The sequence below is a fragment of the Streptomyces jeddahensis genome (assembly GCF_001642995.1).
Classification (GTDB): Bacteria; Actinomycetota; Actinomycetes; order Streptomycetales; family Streptomycetaceae; genus Streptomyces; species Streptomyces jeddahensis.
Genome location: NZ_LOHS01000117.1, coordinates 12,104 through 26,044 on the forward strand (window position 1 = coordinate 12,104; position 13,941 = coordinate 26,044).

The 13,941-nt window shown below is 67.9% G+C and carries 19 protein-coding genes; 10 read left to right on the forward strand and 9 right to left on the reverse strand.

Annotated elements, in window-relative coordinates; all coding sequences use genetic code 11:
• Positions 1-157 precede the first annotated feature (157 nt).
• Complete coding sequence (locus tag STSP_RS27935; protein WP_067283565.1) at positions 158-754, forward strand: TetR/AcrR family transcriptional regulator; 597 nt, start codon at positions 158-160, stop codon at positions 752-754.
• Positions 755-930: 176 nt separating this feature from the next.
• A complete protein-coding gene (locus STSP_RS27940; RefSeq protein WP_067283567.1) occupies positions 931-1,308 on the forward strand; it encodes a VOC family protein in 378 nt (125 codons plus the stop codon).
• Between the two features lie 82 nt (positions 1,309-1,390).
• On the opposite strand, the gene STSP_RS27945 is transcribed toward STSP_RS27940, so the two are convergent.
• From STSP_RS27945 to STSP_RS27955, 3 genes are all read right to left on the reverse strand, one after another.
• A complete protein-coding gene (locus STSP_RS27945) occupies positions 1,391-1,867 on the reverse strand; it encodes a GNAT family N-acetyltransferase (protein WP_078067563.1) in 477 nt (158 codons plus the stop codon).
• 204 nt (positions 1,868-2,071) lie between these two features.
• The gene (locus STSP_RS27950) at positions 2,072-2,761 is read right to left on the reverse strand and encodes a class I SAM-dependent methyltransferase (protein WP_067283569.1); all 690 of its coding nucleotides are present in this window, start codon (positions 2,759-2,761) and stop codon (positions 2,072-2,074) included.
• A gap of 179 nt (positions 2,762-2,940) precedes the next feature.
• Complete coding sequence (locus tag STSP_RS27955) at positions 2,941-3,789, reverse strand: helix-turn-helix transcriptional regulator (RefSeq protein WP_067283571.1); 849 nt, start codon at positions 3,787-3,789, stop codon at positions 2,941-2,943.
• A gap of 138 nt (positions 3,790-3,927) precedes the next feature.
• Here STSP_RS27955 and STSP_RS27960 point away from each other — a divergent pair, with 138 nt between their 5' ends.
• Entirely contained in the window at positions 3,928-4,707 is a 780-nt protein-coding gene (locus STSP_RS27960; RefSeq protein ID WP_067283572.1) for an NAD(P)H-dependent oxidoreductase, read from the forward strand.
• A gap of 288 nt (positions 4,708-4,995) precedes the next feature.
• On the opposite strand, the gene STSP_RS27965 is transcribed toward STSP_RS27960, so the two are convergent.
• From STSP_RS27965 to STSP_RS40445, 4 genes are all read right to left on the reverse strand, one after another.
• On the reverse strand, positions 4,996-5,373 hold the full coding sequence (locus STSP_RS27965; RefSeq protein ID WP_067283573.1) for a toxin Doc: 378 nt from the start codon (positions 5,371-5,373) through the stop codon (positions 4,996-4,998).
• Between the two features lies 1 nt (position 5,374).
• Positions 5,375-5,635, reverse strand: coding sequence for an antitoxin MazE7 (locus STSP_RS27970; protein ID WP_067283574.1), 261 nt, complete (start codon positions 5,633-5,635; stop codon positions 5,375-5,377).
• Between the two features lie 69 nt (positions 5,636-5,704).
• Complete coding sequence (locus STSP_RS27975; RefSeq protein ID WP_232789819.1) at positions 5,705-6,649, reverse strand: tyrosine-type recombinase/integrase; 945 nt, start codon at positions 6,647-6,649, stop codon at positions 5,705-5,707.
• Positions 6,574-6,960, reverse strand: coding sequence for a hypothetical protein (locus STSP_RS40445; protein ID WP_232789820.1), 387 nt, complete (start codon positions 6,958-6,960; stop codon positions 6,574-6,576). Before STSP_RS40445 ends, STSP_RS27975 begins: the two co-directional genes overlap by 76 nt.
• A gap of 183 nt (positions 6,961-7,143) precedes the next feature.
• Between STSP_RS40445 and STSP_RS27980 the strand changes: the two genes are divergently transcribed.
• The 7 genes from STSP_RS27980 (at position 7,144) to STSP_RS28015 (ending at position 12,714) form a co-directional block, all read left to right on the forward strand.
• Entirely contained in the window at positions 7,144-7,566 is a 423-nt protein-coding gene (locus STSP_RS27980) for a DUF6924 domain-containing protein (protein WP_067283576.1), read from the forward strand.
• An 83-nt stretch (positions 7,567-7,649) separates the two neighbouring features.
• A complete protein-coding gene (dcd, locus tag STSP_RS27985; RefSeq protein WP_067283577.1) occupies positions 7,650-8,237 on the forward strand; it encodes a dCTP deaminase in 588 nt (195 codons plus the stop codon).
• Positions 8,238-8,452: 215 nt separating this feature from the next.
• Complete coding sequence (locus STSP_RS27990) at positions 8,453-9,136, forward strand: DUF4145 domain-containing protein (RefSeq protein ID WP_078067564.1); 684 nt, start codon at positions 8,453-8,455, stop codon at positions 9,134-9,136.
• A 750-nt stretch (positions 9,137-9,886) separates the two neighbouring features.
• Entirely contained in the window at positions 9,887-11,044 is a 1,158-nt protein-coding gene (locus tag STSP_RS28000; RefSeq protein WP_157902914.1) for a tyrosine-type recombinase/integrase, read from the forward strand.
• Positions 11,045-11,220: 176 nt separating this feature from the next.
• Complete coding sequence (locus STSP_RS28005; RefSeq protein WP_067283580.1) at positions 11,221-11,838, forward strand: hypothetical protein; 618 nt, start codon at positions 11,221-11,223, stop codon at positions 11,836-11,838.
• Between the two features lie 130 nt (positions 11,839-11,968).
• Positions 11,969-12,151, forward strand: coding sequence for a hypothetical protein (locus STSP_RS28010; RefSeq protein ID WP_157902915.1), 183 nt, complete (start codon positions 11,969-11,971; stop codon positions 12,149-12,151).
• A gap of 110 nt (positions 12,152-12,261) precedes the next feature.
• Entirely contained in the window at positions 12,262-12,714 is a 453-nt protein-coding gene (locus STSP_RS28015; RefSeq protein WP_067283584.1) for an iron chaperone, read from the forward strand.
• A 48-nt stretch (positions 12,715-12,762) separates the two neighbouring features.
• Here STSP_RS28015 and STSP_RS28020 read toward each other — a convergent pair whose 3' ends face one another.
• Entirely contained in the window at positions 12,763-13,260 is a 498-nt protein-coding gene (locus STSP_RS28020; protein WP_232789821.1) for a TetR/AcrR family transcriptional regulator, read from the reverse strand.
• A gap of 76 nt (positions 13,261-13,336) precedes the next feature.
• Positions 13,337-13,810 (reverse strand): nuclear transport factor 2 family protein, encoded by a 474-nt coding sequence (locus tag STSP_RS28025; protein ID WP_067283587.1) that lies wholly within the window; start codon positions 13,808-13,810, stop codon positions 13,337-13,339.
• Between the last annotated feature and the right edge of the window lie 131 nt (positions 13,811-13,941).

The window sequence follows — 13,941 nt, forward strand, 5'->3', positions numbered from 1 at the left end:
CTCCGCTGGTCTCCTGCGATCGGCGAGGACAAGGCGGTCAGGAGCGGCCCGCTTCGGCCCGCTTCGGCCCGCTTCGGCTAACCTGAAGCGGAGCGCCGCTCCATTTAGTTTCCGGAGCGATGCTCCGTTTTGTCAATCGGTAGGGAAGGACTGCGCGATGGCCACCGAGAGCCCTGCAGGAGAGTCGCCGTCCCGAGGCAAGCGAGCCGACGCGCAGCGCAACCGGCAGACGGTGCTCGCTGCCGCCGCCGAGGTGTTCGTCATCTCCGGCGTCGACGCGCCGATCCGTCAGATCGCGGCCCGGGCGGGCGTCGGGATGGCCACGATCTACCGCCACTTCCCGACCCGGGCGGATCTCGTCACCGCCGTCTACCGCCACCAGATCGAGGAATGCGCCGAGGCCGGCCCGGACCTACTGGCCAGTGCCGACTCCCCGTTCGACGCGCTGAGCCAGTGGATCGACCTCTTCGTCGACTTCCTGGTCACCAAGCACGGACTCGCCGACGCCCTGCAGTCCGACAGCGACCGCTTCACCGCGCTGCACGCCTACTTCCTCGACCGCCTGCTCCCCGTCTGCACCCAACTGCTTGACGCTGCGGTCGAGGCCGGCGACATCAGGCCCGGCACGCAGGCATACGAGCTGATGCGCGGCATCGGCAACCTCTGTATCGGACGCGACAACGACCCCCGCTACAACCCCCGACGCCTGATCGCTCTCCTCCTCCAGGGACTCCAACGACCTCAAGCGTCCTGATGCCGACGAGGGGGTGCTGCGGCGCTGCGGTCGGCGTTGGACGGCGAGGCCGAGCGCACCGTGGACATCACGCCGGAGTTGGTGCCGCGGGCCAGTACCGCCGCGCCGTCGGGCTCGGGTCGCGGCGCCGAACTAATGCGTCGCGGGCGTCCGGCGCCGCGACTTATGATCATCGGATGCTGACGTTCACTGATGTCATCCTCGACTGCCCTGACCCCTGGAAGCTGGCCGAGTTCTACGCCGAGCTGCTGGGTTGGGAGATCAACACCGACATCAGCACCGAGGACTGGGTCAACCTGCGCAACGACGGCGTCGAGCTGTCGTTTCAGCGGGTGGAGAACTACCAGCGGCCCGGCTGGCCGGGCCAGGAGCATCCGCAGCAGTTCCACCTCGACTTCGAAGTGGACGAGTTCGAGCCGGAGCAGCGCCGGGTGATCAAGCTGGGCGCCACCCTCCAAAAGAGCTTCGTCGGCGAGTCCGGCTACGGCTGGCAGGTCTACACCGACCCGGCCGGGCATCCGTTCTGCCTGTGCCGCAACCCTCCCCGGTCCTGACCGCACACGACAATCAACCGCTCCCGGACTGCCGGACGCAGTCCAAGGAAGCGAGTTGAGAAACACCTACTGAGCTTGTCATTTAACCTTCGGCCTCGACTACGTCGCGCAGTTGGGCACTCGGGCACAGGTAGAAGAGTTCCGGATCGCCTTCGTCCAGGCCGTGGAGCAGGCCGACCGGGCTCCAGCTGACGCGGTGCAGCAGGCGCTGCATGGGGTGGTTGGAGACATTGGTCGAGGTAAACAGCTTCGCGGTGGTGCACGCGGCTGCGGTGGCCTTGAGGAGATGTGTGCCCACGCCTTGTCGGCGGGCGGTGGGCGCGACCATCAGCATGGTGACGAAGCCCTGTTCGAAGAAGGTGTACTCCAGCACGCTGTAGCCCCAGGGGCCGGATGCACCCTCGGCCACGAGGACCAGGCCTTGTTCGCACCAGCGTCGGATGCTCGCGCGTCGCGCGTGGTCGCCCGCTGCCGCGAGGGAGTCGATCCTGGCCAATCCGGCCCAGTCGGAGGCATTCGCGCGGCGCATCACCAGTCCACCGGGGTTCTCAAGATCCATGGGGTGCATCGTGGCAGCTGCGGGGGCGCTCTTCGGTGCATGCGCTGGTGAGGGGGTCTTCGCGTGGACGCTCCGGAACCCTCGGCGGGCTCGGGCCGGGGTGAGCTTGTGCGGCTCGGTCTCGGCCAGCACCAGGCGCCCGTCCGCCGCCTTCGCGCGGGCCGCGCGCCCTTACTGTGAGAGACGCAGCAGCACGTTGATCTTTTACGTCAAGTAGCTGGGGGTTTTGCGGGCGCCGATGACGACAGCTCCCCAGAAGGCGTTCACGCGGTCGGTGGGCCGGAAGACGTAGTCAGTCACGAGCCCGGACTCGGCGAGGATCCGCAACCACCCGACGATGCTGTACATCCAGCGGACTGTCCACATGGGTGCGGCGGGCCCCGTGCGTACGAGCATGCGGCGCCGTCCTTCTGGCATGCCGGCGGATCGGGTGAGGCATGAGAAGACCAGCCGTCCGCCGGGCTTGAGCCGTTGCGTGATGCGCGGCAGGAGTTGATGGGGGTCGCTGAACCAGACGGCTCCGTAGTTGGAATACGCGGCGTCCAGTGGCGGCAGGTGCGGGGTTACGGCCACGGCGTCGCCAAGCCACCACTCCAGAGTGTCGGCGTCGGCGAAGGCGCTGACGGCATGGTGGATACGGACGGGCGAAACGTCGATGCCGATACCGCGGGCGATGTTGTGGTCGGCGAGGCCGGCGAGCTGGGCGCCGTGGCCGCAGCCGAACTCGGTGATGGTCGCTCCGTCGAGCGGACCGAGGAGTTCATGGCCGGGGCCCGGCGCGGTCCGGAACATCCATTCCATGGATTTGGGCCGGTCACGGTTGGGCCTCCCGATGCGGTCCCAGGTGGTGGCGTTGAGCTGGGCGTCGTGCACTTGCTGCTGGAGGACGGCCATCACGTTCCTCTCGTCAAGGCGGGCCAGCGGAAAGGCAGCGCGCTTGGTCGCTTCTGGGGACGTTCAGCGACCAGGCGGAGCGTGACAAATGCGATGCGTGGAGGGCGTTTGGCGTGTTAGTGCATTATGCGTAGGCGATGACGAGACGGCTGGTGTGCTTGTCGATGAGCGTCGTTGAGTTACTCGTGGACCTGAGCGTTCACCGTGGGATGCGCGTCACCGCTGGCCGCGTCCAGGCCCGCGAGCAGGCGCAGCCCGTCCTCGGCGGGGCTTCCGGGGGCCGCGGACAGCACCAGTAGCTCCATGCCTGATTCGTCCGGTAGTGCGAAGTTCTCCTGGTGCAGTTCAAGAAGTCCGACCAGCGGGTGGCGGTACGCCTTGCGTCCATGGGTGCGGGCGCGCACGTCCGCGCGGGCCCAGAGGCGGCGGAAGCGCTCGCTGCCCATCGCCATCTCGCCGATGAGCGAGGCCAGGCGGGGGTCCTCGGGGTATTTGCCGGCGGCCAGGCGCAGGTGCCCGACCACGTCGAGGGTGCACTTCTCCCAGTCCGCGTACAGGCCGCGCTCGGCCTCCTCGAGGAAGATGTGCCGGGCGGTGTTCAGGCCCGGCATCGGCCGGCCGTAGAGGAGCCCAGCCAGGCGGTTCCCGGCGAGCACGTCCAGGCGGTGGTTCATGATCAGCGCGGGTGCGCCGGCGACCAGGTCGAGGACGCGCAGCAGCTCCGGCCGGACCCGGCCGCCTGGCGCCTTCGCGTGACGGCGGCGCTGCCAGGCGAGCCGGTAGAGGTGCCCGCGTTCGGTCTCGTCGAGGCCGAGGACGCGGGCAAGCGCGTCGAGGACCTGCTCGGAGGGCTGGGTCGCGCGGCCCTGTTCCAGGCGTACGTAGTAGTCGACGCTGACCCCGGACAGATGCGCGACCTCTTCGCGGCGCAGCCCTTCGACCCGGCGGCGGCTGTCGGTGGGGATGCCGACGGCCGCCGGGTCGACCCGGGAACGCCGGGTCCGCAGGAAGCCCGCAAGATCGTCCATGTCCCCAGTATGGCCTCGGCGGTGCCCGTGAAGGTGGTCCTGCCATTACCAGGAAGTCCCGTCCGATGGACGAAGCGTCCCTGAATGCCGGGCGCCGCGGCGTCCAGGATCGAAGGCATCCGATCCGAAGGAGTTCCCATGAAGACGCTGATCGTCTACGCCCACCCGGAGCCGGAGTCGCTCAACGGCTCACTGAAGGATCTCGCGGTGTCCACATTGGAGACTGCCGGGCACGAGGTACGGGTGAGCGATCTGTACGCGATGAACTGGAAGGCGGTCGTGGACTCGGCGGACTACGGCGCCAACGCCTCACGTCCGCTGAAGGTCGCCCTGGACTCGGGCCGGGCCTTCGACGCCGGGACGCTCACCCCGGATGTCCTCGCCGAGCAGGAGAAGCTGCTGTGGGCCGACACGATCATCTTCCAGTTCCCGCTGTGGTGGTACACGATGCCCGCGATCCTCAAAGGTTGGGTGGACCGGGTGTTCACCTACCACTTCGCGTACGGCGTCGGCGAGCACAGCGACACCAAATACGGCGAGCGCTTCGGCGAAGGAACCCTCGCGGGCAGGAAGGCTCTGCTGTCGGTGACCGCCGGCGGCCCGGAGTCGCATTACGCCGCTCGCGGGATCAACGGCCCCATCGACGATCTGCTGTTCCCGATCCACCACGGCATCCTCTACTACCCGGGCATCGAGGTGCTGCCGCCGTTCGTGCTGTACGGCGCCGACCGGATGACCGACGAGGACTACCCGGACGTCGCCAAGGCCTGGGAGCAGCGCCTGCTCACCCTGGAGTCGACCGAGCCGATCGCGTTCCGGCGGCAGAACTTCGGCGACTACGAGATCCCCTCGCTGCACCTGAAGGAGGGACTGGAGCCCGCGGGCCGCACGGGTTTCGGGCTGCACGTGCGCGGCTAATCGCCGGCAATGGACAGGGGGGAGCCGGGGCGCGAACCCGAGCAGCAGCCCGAGGGCCGTGCCGGTGGTGGCGGCCGACGCGGCCAGCTACCTGCTCTCGGCTCTGGGCACCCCGCTCCGCAGCACGAGCCGGAGCCGACCGAGCCTCGTCTGACGGGCCGCCACGGCCGCCACCGCAATCGACTGCGCCGCCCTACAAGGCCAGCCAGTGGCGTGACTCTGTCGTGCACGCCATGCTCGACCGTGAGTGGCACGCTGCTCAGACCTCGGTCTGAGCAGCGCTGCGCGTTAGATCTGGCGCCAGGAGCGGAGCCGGTCGGCGATGTCGTAGGCGGTGAGCCGCAGAGCCCTGATGTCCTGGATCAGCTGGATCCATTCCTGCTGACTCGCGGCGAGTGTTTCGCCGGACACTTCGAGATACGCCTCGGCGACTGCGCGCCCGTACAGTTCGTTCCGGGCGGGCAGCGGTCGCTGCAGCACGATGGTGTCGAGCAGCGCGGCCGCCCTCCAGTACGCGTCTGGTTCGCCCACGTCGAGATGGGGCGTGTTCACCCGATGGCGGGCGATGGCAGCGACAAGCCCTGAGTAGTCCCGGACCTCCAGTTCCTTGCCGAGGACGCGCTCTTGCCGGTCGAGCAGCCACCGGATGTCGATGCGCAGTTCCAAGTCAGGCCGCCCGGCGAGTGGCGCTGTGGCTATCGGCGCTCGACTCTGGCACGCCGCCGAAAGCCTCGTCGAAGGCCTCGAAGATGCCGGGCTCGTCGAGCACCCGGTTGAACGCAGCGGTCGCTCGTGCGAGCTGCGCCTGGTGCTCTTCCTGCTTGGACAGGTCGTCGAGGTACGCGGCGAGGCTCTGGCCGCGTGCGGCGGCGAGTGCCTTGAGGCGGTCTCGCGTGCTGGTGTCGATCCGTACGCTGGTGTCTGCCATGCACAGATTATGCACCAACGTATGCACCCACGCATACGCCTTGCCGGAATAGGCACCTGAACTGCGCTTTTATGGCTCTCCGGGATCGTCATCGAATCGGCCGAAGAGCGGGACGGCGTCCAGCGGATCCTTGTCCGTGACGTCCACGGTGTCGTCGGGCCGGTCGTAGTCGGTGTCGGCCAGGGTGGAGCGCTCGCCCCAGTCGCCGGCTGCATTGCGTTCCGACAGGGACACCTTCGCGCGTTTCATGTCGGTGTTCGGCCCGGCCCGAAGCGAATGGCTGGTGACCTTCAGGCCGTTGATGTACTCAACCCCGGCGGCGGCCGCGCGCTTCTTCACGATCTCGTTGATGGCCCGGCCGGACAGGTGCAGGCCGCGCACCGTGGCGTTGCCGCGGCCCTTGAGGCCGCCCTTGACCGTCAGTGCCCGGAAGAGGGGAAGGCTGGGGTTGTCGGCGCCGAGTTCGCGCAGGTCGGCGAGCCAGGCGCGGGCGCGGCGGACGGTCTGCAGGTCCTGGCGGTCGCGGATGAACCGCCACTTTCCCTTGCCTTTGCGGCGGGTCTTGGACTTGGCGGTGAAGACCCATACGCCGTTGTCGGTCACGCGGACGTTCTTGACCAGCAGGTCGGCGACCTCGATGCCACGGGCGAGCTTCCCGTAGGCGATGACGAGCAGGGCGGCGTCCCGGCGGCCGATGCGGGTGGATTCGTCGATCCTGGCGAGCACCTGCAGGAGGTAGTTCAGGGTGAGGCCGGCCGCCTGCTCTCGCTCGCCTCCGGCCGGGATGTACTCCTCCAGCCGGTACTCCTCGATCATGTCGCGGACCAAGGAGGAGTCGGGCCGCTCACCCTTGGGGTACCAGGTGACGATGCGGGAGAGGTAGGCGAGCAGGGTGTCGGGGCTGTACTGGGTGCCTTCCTTGTCCTTGCCCGTCTCCATCAGGTGGTCGAAGTAGGCGACGACGTCGCCGTGGTGGTGGAGGGCCAGGCCACCCGCCCCTCCTTCGCACACCATTCCGCGAAGCGGGCCCGCGTGGTGTCCCGGTTGACCCGGGTGTTGCGCGCGCCGCGGTTCTCGGCCCGTCGCTTGGCCGACCGTGGGACCGTGAAGTCCCGCTCGGTGAAAGCGGGTTGTTCGGCGCCGCGCGGTGGCAACTCCCCTTCGACGAGCACGGTGTCGCGGGTGATGCGGTACGCCTGCGCGCCACCGGCCCCGGCACCGGCCCCGGTAGCGGCCGCGGGAAGGAACCGCACTTGTGCGTCATCGTCGACCAGCTCGGCGTCGACGATGTCGTCCGGTTCGGTCGCCTCGGTCGCTGCCGTCATGAACGCCCTTTCGCGCACGCCGCGGTGACGGCACCTCAGTACCTCGTATTCTTCTGCCATGATGCAGCGGACACGGTGAGTAACGGCTGGCTCTCGTCATGGTGGCGGCGGAACACTGGCAGGACGTAGGGGCCCAGACCTTTACGTGTTGGGCATGGCCGGTCAGGTGGGAAGATCGTCTGCATGGCCTTGCCCGAACCCGAGGATCTGACCTCGCTCGTCTTGCGTACCGACTTCAGTAGCGACGCGGCGTGGGAGGGGGTGCGAGCGGCGATCGACGGCTCTGATGAGTACCGTCACGCGACGTATGTCAGCGATCGTTCGTTCAGCGGCGTAAGCGTTCAAGCGCTGGTCGACGCAGATGCAGCCGCTGACGACGATGACAAGCTCTGCTACCTGTTCGTCGCGGACACGATCACCATGACGGATGAGGAACATCCCCTCTTGGCCGTCGACCTCTATGACGAACCCGGCCGGACTTTTCGGGTTCCACCTCATTGGTACGCCGACATCTCCGCCAATCTGACGATTGCCAACATGGACTTCGCCGAGTTCGCCGATGCTGTGGACGCATCGGGCACTTTTCGCGGCTTCGACGGCGGCTGACCCGACGTCGCCTCCACGGCCCGTGGGCCCACCGGCCTGCGGCAAGGCGAAGGCCAAGCCTGGGATGCCCGTTCGCTCGCTGGGTGCTCCTCTCCGACCAAGACCTCCAGGCCGCGATAGCCACGGGCGGGCTCGGCATCAGCCCGTACGACGAGGCCATGCTTCAGCCCGCGAGCATCGACGTCCGCCTCGACCGCCGCTTCCTGGTGTTCGAGAACCACCGGTACACGCACATCAACCCGGCCCTCGAGCAGCCGGAGCTGACCCGCCTGGTGGAGCCGGAGGGCGACGAGCCGTTCGTGCTGCACCCCGGGGAGTTTGTCCTCGCCTCCACGTACGAGGAGATCCGGCTCCCCGAAGACCTGGCCGCCCGACTGGAGGGCAAGAGCTCGCTCGGCCGGCTCCGGCTGGTCACGCACTCCACCGCCGGGTTCATCGACCCCGGCTTCGAGGGGCACGTGACGCTGGAGCTGTCGAACATGGCGACGCTGCCGATCAAACTGTGGCCGGGCATGAAGATCGGGCAGCTGTGCGTCTTCCATCTGACGAGCCCGGCGGAACATCCGTACGGCAGCACGATCCGCGGCTCCCACTACCAGGGGCAGCGCGGCCCGACAGCGTCCCGATCGTGGCAGCACTTCCACCGCACCGCTCTGAAGCACGCGGACTGACGGCTGCCGTGCCCGAACGTCCTGCCGCCCGGTTTACGACCCGGAGCGGCTGCGAGAGAACCGCCCGCCGGAGCCACGCCTGTCGCCACGACGGGGAGGCGTAGGCCGGGCGGTGCCCTGCGTTGTCAGTGGCGGCAGATACGGTTGTCGGCATTCGGACTGCCGAGGGCCGGGGGGCTCTGTTTCGCGCGGTAGTCCCTGCAGGGGAGGCCGATATGGCAAGCACGACATGCGGCTGGTGTGGCCGACTCACCCATATGACCCTCGTCGGGGAAGTGTTCGAGATTCCGGAGTCCTACCAACTGGGGCCCGAGCGCGGTGACCTCTACGCGGCAGCCTTCCGATGCGACAGCGAGACATGCGCTCGGCTTTCGATAGGCCAGGCGCGGCTGCACTTCGCGGGTTACCCGGGGATGCAGGAACTTAAGACGAGGATGCAGCAGGTCCACCTCACCTGGACACCCCAGTCGGTGTCCAGGCCGGCGTTCCCGGACGTACCAGACCAGATCGCGAGCGCGGCCAGCGAGGCACACGCCTGCTTGTCGATTCAGGCCTATCGAGGGGCAGTTGCTCTCGCTCGAGCGGTTGTCGAGGCGACCGCGAAGGACCATGGCATCGTACGAGGTTCCCTTGCCTCAAAGATCAACGAGCTGGGGGAGCGAAACCTCATCCGGGAGTTCACTCGGCAGTTGGCTCACGAGATCCGTGAGGGCGGAAACGAGATTGCGCACGGCGACCTCGCGGACGAGCCCATGCCGCCCGAAGATGCGGAAGCCATCATCGGGCTGATGGACGAGATCCTGCAGGAGGTCTACCAGGCGCCGGCGAAGATGCTTCGACTCAAGAAGAGCCGCGAGGAGCGCGAGCAGCGGAACGCCGCGCAAGCTGCCGAGGCTTAGGACCGCGCACAGCGACAGGATCGCTCTGGGGGAAGCGCATACGGCTCGGGGCTGTGCGTGATGAACTTCCCTCGTGGCTCAGGTACTTACGACCCTCATCGCGGTGGTCGGCACACTCCTCGGGGCTCTGCTTGGGTACCAGTTCCAGAGGCGTGTTGCGGACCGAAGTGACCGTCGCACTGCGGTGCTGGCCTTCACCGGTGCCGCGAACGAGTTTCTGCGAAGCCAGCACGACTGGTGGCACCGGAAGCATGAGAACCCCGGGGGCCCGGAGCATGTCGCAGCCCGAGCAGAGGCGTACAGGCTCCGCGGCCTGGCCGTGCAGTCCACTCATCAACTGCGCCTTCTCTTCCCCGAAGACAAGCTGCACATGCAGGCAGAGCGCACGACGGAACTGATCAGCTCTCTACATCGAGCGTCGGACCGTGACGAACTGCGGGCACGGACGGCGGAAGCACGAGCGAGCCTCAACGTGTTCATCTCGCAGGCATCCGAGTGCGTCCGATGAGGAAGGCCGCGCCGTCACCGGGATTCTGACGATCACCCTGATTCCGGCAGACCGGTCCTGCGATTCTGAGCGCTACCGCCTCCTCGCGACGAACGGGCCGTCAGCGCAAAACGGCTCCTGACGAAGAATCGAACGGCTCGAACAACTCTCGTCGTGGATTGGGTGCGTCGGCGGGAATTGAGCATCTGACTCCAGTTAATCTTCCATAGGTAGAGCCAGACGATCAGGGGATGGAAGCGTTCGTGAGCACCGAAGACGAACCAGACGAAGTGGTCGACGCCGAGCTCGTCCCGGGCGACAGCCACCTGCCCGTCATCCGCCACCAGACTCCGCTCGTACCGGATGCCGACCCGGACGCTTGGCTGCCACCCGAAGCCGCGCAGGACGTGGCCGACGGCATCGCCCAGGCCACCCGCGACGCCTACGAGCTGCACTTCACCCAGTTCGCCAAGTGGTGTGCCATGGAGGGCCGCAGACACCTACCTGCGGCCGGCGACAGCGTCACCGCCTACGTCTCCCACCTGACCCGCACCCCGCGCGAGAAGACGGGCAAGCCCTACAGCCCCTCCACGTTGGACTCCGTCATCGCCGCCATCCGCACCGTGCACCGCGACCGCAAGCTGCCCGTACCTGAGACAAAGGGGGCCCGGCAGGTCGTCACCGGCTACAGGGAGCGGCTCGCGCTGGCCAAGGACGCTGCTTCACGGCCGAACAAGGCGTCCCCGGCAAAGCGGGACGTGCTACGTCGAGCCGTGCGCACCCTGGACCGAACCACGCTGGCCGGCCGTCGGGACGCCGCCCTCATGCTCCTCGGCCACGCCTGTGCCACCCGCGGTGGGGAGCTGGTGCACCTGGACATCGAGAGCCTCACACCAGATGACGAGGGCCGCGGCTTCACGGCGCGCCTGTACCGACGGAAGCTGAAGAAGTGGCAGGACGTCGGTGTCTTCTACGACGAGGACGAGGAGCTGTGCCCCGTGCGCGCCACCTACGACCTCATCGACGCCCTTGAACTGGAAGGCCACACCACGGGCCCGCTGTTCCTACGCATGGACCGCTGGGGCTACCTGGCCCCGCCTATGCAGCGCGAGGGGAAGACCATCGGGGACCCAACCGGCCGCATGACCGCCGAGGCCGCCTCCGACATCGTGGAGCGCGCGATGGCCCGCGCCGGGCAGCCTGGCCGCTGGCGCTCGCATTCACTGCGCCGCGGCTTCGTCAACTCCGCCCGCGAGGCCGGCGTGGACATCGTCGACATCGGCCGGCACGGCGGATGGGCGGACGGCTCCAAAGCCCTGATCGGCTACATCGAAGAAGCGGACGCGTTCAGCGACAGCAACCCACTGGCCCAGATCAACGAGGCCGAACGAAGGAAACGGGGGGCCCATGACCAGCACTAGCCGCGATCGAGACGACGCTGCGCTACATCCGGCGCCGGGGCAGCGGGACGCGCAAGGCCAAGCACGCCGCGGCCGCAGTCGCGGTGTCCGACCATCTTGTCGACTGCTTCGCCCAGGGAGGGGAACCGCATGAGCACCGTGCACGAGGACATGGCGGCCGCGTTGTTCGACGACTCATGGAGGACCCAGCCGCGCACGCGGCGATGGTCGCTGAGCGTCGGCGGTTCAAGTCGGGAGACTACGACAAGCGCTTCGTGTCCTGGATCGGGCAGACGCTGCACGCGCCGGGTTATTGGCCGTGGGAGCAGATAGCGTGCTACTGCCGGGTCGTCGGTGGTCTGGTCCTCGGTGAGTTCGCCAAGGTGCAGATCATCGTGGGGGCGACACCGGGGCCGGACGCCGACCGCGAAGGCAATGCAGCGAAGCTGCGCGGCACGCACCCTGCCTTCCGGGCACACCTGGACATGCAGCAGAACGGCGCGGAAGGCGACGGCACCCTGTCGTGGGGGGACCCGATCGGGGTGGAGAAGTCCGTCGGGGTTCCGTTCATCGCCGACTGCGGCAAGAACTCCGTCATCATCGAGCACCCGGTGGCGCCCGCGTCCGTACCCCTGGAAGTTGGGTACACGAAGCCGAGCCGGACTCTGCTGCACCTGAAGAAGTTCGGCGGCGTGGCGCGATGGGCGTACGACGACGACCGGATCTGCCTCCTCATCAACACGGAGACTCTTGGCCGGTGGGGGCGGATGGACCGGTGGGCTGACGAGCAGCGGAAGAAGGACACCGCAGCGTGAGTCCGCAGCAGCAGTACAAGGCGTCGTCGGTGCGGCAGTTGGCGGCGGTCGTGGACCGTATCGCGCCGCGGGATGCGGCCCGGTGGGATGTGCGGGAGAAGGCGCCGGGTGCTGGCGGGTTCCGGTGCAGGTGTCGCGGCAGCGCGCGGACCAGCTGTGGATGCTGGTGGGGATGTTCGATCGGGCGGTGGGCCGGGAGGAGATGCCGGGCCGGGCGTCCCAGTTGGACGCGGTACGGGAGCGTCTGCGCCACCTGATCCGGGAGCGCTACCCCATGGGCATTTCGGGCAGACAAACCTCCCCGGACAGCTGATCGCAGCCACAGCTGCCGTCAGGCTCAAGTCGGCGTCGAGCGGAACTCAAGGGCTCTGGGTTCGGTGGATGCTGTACTCGGTCTGCAACCCACGGCCTACGGGAGAGACCATGAGCAGCACCGAGAGCAACACGTACGAAGGGTTCACGGCCGAGGAGCGGGCCGCGATGAAGGAGCACGCCCAGGAGCAGAAAGCGGCGGCGCGGCGCGGCTCGCGTGCGGACAAGGCGGCGCTGGCGGAGCGGGACGTGCTTGCCAAGATCGCCGAGATGCAGGACTCGGACCGGGTCATGGCCGAGCGCGTCCATGCCGTCGTCACCGCCAGCGCCCCGGAGCTCGCGCCGAAGCTGTGGTACGGCATGCCCGCCTACGCACTGGACGGCAAGGTCGTCTGCTTCTTCCAGAGTGCGGCGAAGTTCAAGGCGCGCTACGCGACGCTCGGGTTCAGCGACCAGGCGAACCTGGACGAGGGCACCATGTGGGCGGCTGGTTTCGCCCTGACCGAGGTGACGCCGGAGGTGGAGGAGCGGATCGCCGCGCTGGTGAAGCAGGCGGTGAGCTAGGACGGTCACTGCAGGCCAATCGGCGCGGGCGTATCCCCCGGTGGCGGGTCATCGAGCGGTGAGGACGTGCGCCCACGGCTCGTCGATGTCGGCCAGACCCAGCACGGCGACCACGTTGTCGAGCATGCCCGCGCCGAACCAGCGCCGCACGGCCTCGTCGTCGCCCAGCAGTTGCCGGACGGTGTCGACCTGCTTGGCGTAGCACCGGCGCACGGCCTGTGCCACCAGCGGTTCGCCGACAGCACAGTTCGCGTGCATGAGGAAACGCAGGATGTTCCGGTCCGCGACGAGCGCGGCGTAGGCGCCGCGTGCGGCATCCAACGCCGCCTCGGGCGCCAGCCCCGCCCCACCCGACGCCGGCGAGTGCGCGACCAGCGTTTCGGTCATGACGACGGACACGTGGTCGACCACCGCCGCGAACAGCGCTTCCTTGTTCGGGTACAGGCGGTAGAGATACGGCTGAGAGATGCCGACCCACTGGGCGATCTCGTGCGTCGTCGTACCGTAGAAACCTTTTTGCGCGAAGCAGTCGACTGCGGCGGCCATGATGGCCCGACGTCGTTCGTCGCTCTTCGTGCTGGTACCGGCGGCAGGCATGGGCGTCAGTCAAACACGGCTTCCCTCAGCCTCCAAACGTCACGCTGAGGTCAGAGTCGGACGGCACGTCGTTGGGCGTGAGCGCCTCGATCGCCACCAGCGGGTTCCAGTAGTCCAGGTAGTGGGTGATGCGCGCGTCGTCATCGGTCCGCACGACGGAGATGCACGTCTGCTCGTACGGCTTGCCGGTCGGCAGCGCCGTGCCCTTCGAGCGGAATTCAGCGATCACCAGACTCGGATCGACCGTGTCATGGAACACCAGGTCGACGAACTCCACGTCGAAGGTCTCGGGAAAGTTGCTCATGTGCGCGACCAGTGCGTCTCGCCCCGTCACCCGCTGGGGCACGCCGGCCGGCGCGTACGGGAACTCGAGCACCGCGTCCGGGGCGAACAGCTCCACCCATTCGTCGACGCGTCCTGCGGCGGTAAGGCGCAGGTGCTCGGCCAGGGCGTGCTGGGCAGCGGCGCGGCGGGCGGCGTCGTCTTCCTTGGCTGTCATCTTCACTCCTTGGTTAGTGATTGACCTATAACCTACCACGCCGGCAGCCGTTGCGGGTAGTCGAGCAGGAGGTGACGCCAGGTCCCGGGGAGACAGCGACCCAAGCGACCCAAGCGACCCGGCGTGGGACA

Excerpts from the sequence above, each read along its gene's own strand:
- STSP_RS27935 (WP_067283565.1), top strand. The coding sequence starts at position 158 with ATGGCCACCGAGAGCCCTGCAGGAGAGTCGCCGTCCCGAGGCAAGCGA.
- STSP_RS27940 (WP_067283567.1), top strand. The coding sequence starts at position 931 with ATGCTGACGTTCACTGATGTCATCCTCGACTGCCCTGACCCCTGGAAG.
- STSP_RS27945 (WP_078067563.1), bottom strand. The coding sequence starts at position 1,867 with ATGGATCTTGAGAACCCCGGTGGACTGGTGATGCGCCGCGCGAATGCC.
- STSP_RS27950 (WP_067283569.1), bottom strand. The coding sequence starts at position 2,761 with ATGGCCGTCCTCCAGCAGCAAGTGCACGACGCCCAGCTCAACGCCACC.
- STSP_RS27955 (WP_067283571.1), bottom strand. The coding sequence starts at position 3,789 with ATGGACGATCTTGCGGGCTTCCTGCGGACCCGGCGTTCCCGGGTCGAC.
- STSP_RS27960 (WP_067283572.1), top strand. The coding sequence starts at position 3,928 with ATGAAGACGCTGATCGTCTACGCCCACCCGGAGCCGGAGTCGCTCAAC.
- STSP_RS27970 (WP_067283574.1), bottom strand. The coding sequence starts at position 5,635 with ATGGCAGACACCAGCGTACGGATCGACACCAGCACGCGAGACCGCCTC.
- STSP_RS27975 (WP_232789819.1), bottom strand. The coding sequence starts at position 6,649 with ATGGTGTGCGAAGGAGGGGCGGGTGGCCTGGCCCTCCACCACCACGGC.
- STSP_RS40445 (WP_232789820.1), bottom strand. The coding sequence starts at position 6,960 with ATGACGGCAGCGACCGAGGCGACCGAACCGGACGACATCGTCGACGCC.
- STSP_RS27980 (WP_067283576.1), top strand. The coding sequence starts at position 7,144 with ATGGCCTTGCCCGAACCCGAGGATCTGACCTCGCTCGTCTTGCGTACC.
- STSP_RS27990 (WP_078067564.1), top strand. The coding sequence starts at position 8,453 with ATGGCAAGCACGACATGCGGCTGGTGTGGCCGACTCACCCATATGACC.
- STSP_RS28005 (WP_067283580.1), top strand. The coding sequence starts at position 11,221 with ATGGAGGACCCAGCCGCGCACGCGGCGATGGTCGCTGAGCGTCGGCGG.
- STSP_RS28015 (WP_067283584.1), top strand. The coding sequence starts at position 12,262 with ATGAGCAGCACCGAGAGCAACACGTACGAAGGGTTCACGGCCGAGGAG.
- STSP_RS28020 (WP_232789821.1), bottom strand. The coding sequence starts at position 13,260 with ATGGCCGCCGCAGTCGACTGCTTCGCGCAAAAAGGTTTCTACGGTACG.
- STSP_RS28025 (WP_067283587.1), bottom strand. The coding sequence starts at position 13,810 with ATGACAGCCAAGGAAGACGACGCCGCCCGCCGCGCCGCTGCCCAGCAC.